The sequence below is a fragment of the Halomicronema sp. CCY15110 genome (assembly GCF_016888165.1).
Taxonomy (GTDB): Bacteria; Cyanobacteriota; Cyanobacteriia; order Phormidesmidales; family Phormidesmidaceae; genus Halomicronema.
This window is the reverse complement of record NZ_JACSWC010000386.1, coordinates 1-3,535: the sequence shown is the minus strand read 5'-3', so window position 1 is coordinate 3,535 and position 3,535 is coordinate 1. Positions and strand designations below refer to the sequence as shown.

Here is a 3,535-nt window from a genome sequence, read left to right as displayed (position 1 = left end):
AACTCTTTGCTGATAAGGGTTTTAGTGACTCTTATTAATAAGTGGCTATTGAGAATTGCCTCTGCCCAAAGAAGCTGAAAATACCAAACCTCCTTGAATTCCTAAATCCAAATGTACTAAATGGCAGTAAGTCGCAGCAACCGTTGTTTTAGGCCCTGTAGAAGCTATGCAGAACATTTCAGAGGCAAATTGGATCTTTGCAGCCATACCCGCTTAGGTCTACAGGGGACGCCAGTCCCCAGCCAGGATGAAGGCCGACCAGTAGTAGGGATGACTGAATTCCCCGCCTGCCGCAATCATCTCTAACTGCACGGCTCGCAAGGCTTCGCTACGGCCCATCCCGGCTATCAATTTTTCATAGTAGCGAGCCATGAGACTTTGGGTGCCATCGTCGCTGACCTGCCACAGGCTCATCAGTTGGGTTTCGGCTCCAGCCAGGGCAAAGGCGCGACGCAAACCATAGACGCCTTCGCCGTTAGCAATATCGCCCAGACCGGTTTCACAGGCAGAGAGCACCACGAGTTGAGTGCCAGAGAGATTGAGCGTGGATGCTTCCAGAGCGGTCAAGACGCCATCTTCACTGCCACTCTGACGAGTGTTGAAGCCGGCCAGAGCCAGACCAGAGCGCAGCAGCGGATTTTCGATCGCAACACTAGGCGTTGTGGGGCGGGCAAAAGGGGTATCACTGGAAATGATGCCAATGCCACGTTGAGCCTCGCTGGACGGGCGTTCGACATTGGCCAGGAAGAATCCGTGGGTGGCAATGTGCAGAATCTGGGGAGCCTCGACCTGCTTCAGCGCATTCTCAGTCGCTTCATCCTCGACCAAAACGGTGGCATTGGGCAGTAGCGGTTGAATGACGGCGGCTTCGGCAGCAGTGCCAGGGAGTCGCCCAAAGCGAATTTGATTCAAATCGATAGAACGACGGTTGTCTCCCAGGCTACGACCCTGGGCTATCTGGATCGTTTCATAGTCCGGATCGGCCAGGATGACCGCCGGATTCCGGCTGGGTTCGACGACGCCAAAGCGTAGCAAGTCCCGACCGGAGTTGAGGTAGCTGATCTGGTATTGCTGCACCAGATAGTCTCCACCTGTTTCGGTCGGCAATGCCTCAAAGGGAACGCGGTTGAGCTGGCTATCGGGAGAAATCAGGAGATGGTCGGTAGCTTGCAGGGAGGGGGCAAGGGGGTCAAAAATGAGGGTTCTGAGGTTGCGGGTCATCCCCTCGACGACATCCGGGCGCAGGACGGGCGCGGCCTGTCGAAAGTTGGCACTGCGAGTTTGCAGCAGGCTGACAAAGGCATCAATGGCGGCATCAATTTCAGCGGCATCGCCCAGGTCAATGACTTCGATGCGGCCATCGGGGAAGAGTAGATAGGCCGCGTAGCGAGGGGTACCGAAGTGATCGCCGAAATTTGCCTGGGCATCAAAAGGACGATAGCGAGCGTACTCTACCAGCACGCTATCCGGTGGAATCTGGCTCCGCACTGCCTCAATGTCAACGGGCTGGCTTTCCACTCGGAAGGCTGCGCTGCGCTGGGCCAGGGTCTTTTCCAGATCTGTGGCTTCGGTCTCTAGTTGTGCCAGTTGCACCCGATATTGCTCGGACGGCAGATTAGGCGGGGGATTGAAGGTGAGGGTGGCCAGTTGTTGACGGACAGTCAACAGGTTATCCAGCGTTGCCTGGTCTGCCGGGGTTAAATTTTGCTGGAGTCGCTGGAGACTACTGCTGCCCGCCCCTAATAGACGGCCTTTTCGACGTAATAGGGTTGTTAGCCCCAAGGACTTTGCTTCGGGGGTTTGCAGCGCCAGGAATGTCGCTGCGTCTGTGGTCCCCGACAAGGTAGCCGCATAGTCCTGGCGCTGGGCTTCGGTAAGCGTCGCCAGGTTCAGCTCCAGATGCCACTCTTCAATGGCCAGTCCAGCCTGAAAGGCGGCAACCGCTTCCCCATAAAAACCCTGGGCTTGATACAGCGCAGCCAGATTGTTCAAGCTGGTGGCCACGTCCGGATGGCGGTCCCCCAGCTGCTCGCGACGAATCGTTAACGACTGTTGATAAAGCGGTTCTGCTTCCCCATAAAAGCCCTGGGCACGATACAGTTCGGCTAGATTATTCAGGCTTTCGGTCACATCGGGATGACGTTCCCCTAACTGCTCGCGACGAATCGACAGCGACGATTGAAAGAGCGGTTCCGCCTCCCCATAACGTCCCTGGACAACATACAGCGAGGCCAGATTGTTCAGGATTTGGGCCACATTCGGATGGCTTTCCCCTAGTCGCTCGCGAAAAATCGACAGGGCTTCTTGATAACGTGGTTCGGCCTCTCCATAACGCTCTTGAGCAAAATACAGCGCAGCCAGATTGTTCAAGCTGGTGGCCACATCCGGATGGCGGTCCCCCAACTGCTCGCGACGAATCATTAACGACTGTTGATAAAGCGGTTCCGCTTCCCCATAACGTCCCTGAGTACCATACAGCAAGGCCAGATTGTTCAGGCTGCTGGCCACATCCGCATGGCGTTCCCCCAACTGCTGGCGCAGAATTGACAGCGACGCTTGAAAGAGGGGTTCCGCTTCCCCATAACGACCCTGGGCAAAATACAGCGCAGCCAGATTGTTCAAGCTGGTGGCCACGTCCGGATGGCGGTCCCCCAACTGCTCGCGACGAATCGTTAACGACTGTTGATAAAGCGGCTCCGCTTCCCCATAACGTCCCTGGGCAACATACAGCAAGGCCAAACTGTTCAGGCTGCTGGCCACATCCGCATGGCGCTCCCCTAGCTGCTCGCGACGAATCGTCAACGACTGTTGATAAAGCGGTTCCGCTTCCCCATAACGACCAGATTGGTAAAGTTCACTAGCCTGTTGATTCAATTCGGTGGCTCGTCGCAGCGCTATCACTTGAGCGGCATCAGCGGCAGTTGCGGGAGTCCAGGTCAGAGTGTATTGTCCGGTTGCTCCAGCAGTGTAGGAGTTAGCAATAACCCGATAAGTTCCTGTAGCGGGTAAGGTCACAACAATCAGAGAATTCGTGCCACCATATCCATCGTCATCCTGGGCAATAACTTGGCCCTCTGGCCCTCGCAGCAGGAGATAGGTGTCAAAGGCTTCACTCAACATCTCAATGCTGACTGTTTCCCCAGCCTGCCCTTCAAAGGTGTAAACGTTGAAGTAACTACCGTCATCCTCCAGGATGCCACTGTTTTCGTCCAGTTTGCCTGTAGTGGTGCTGGGGGTGACTTGCGCAATGAGCGCGGTCGGTGCCAGCATCGAGGCAGCCAGAGGGAGATCTAATCCCAGCAGGAGCAGCAGCGCTGCCAATATCTCTTTTGTCTGCATCGCCTGAACTCGCCCGCTTCCCATTCGCTCTCCCCCGGTTGGCTGTAAAGGTTTCCATGGCTGAGTCGCGCCAATTTATTCAGCTTTCAGCATCGCATTGATTAACCCGCTGGCACAAATGGGCCTAAAACGACAGAGTCTGTGTATAGTGTCATTCCCCCCTCAAACTCTTTGCTGATAAGGGTTTTAGTGACTC

1 protein-coding gene is annotated in these 3,535 nt (G+C 55.5%); it reads right to left on the bottom strand.

Going from position 1 to position 3,535, the window contains the following annotated elements; translation table 11 throughout:
* Positions 1–219: 219 nt before the first annotated feature.
* Complete coding sequence (locus JUK32_RS18830) at positions 220–3,339, bottom strand: tetratricopeptide repeat protein (protein WP_204140408.1); 3,120 nt, start codon at positions 3,337–3,339, stop codon at positions 220–222.
* Between the last annotated feature and the right edge of the window lie 196 nt (positions 3,340–3,535).

Bases quoted from the DNA above. Each gene is read 5' to 3' on its own strand.
- JUK32_RS18830 (WP_204140408.1), bottom strand. From the start codon at position 3,339: ATGCAGACAAAAGAGATATTGGCAGCGCTGCTGCTCCTGCTGGGATTA.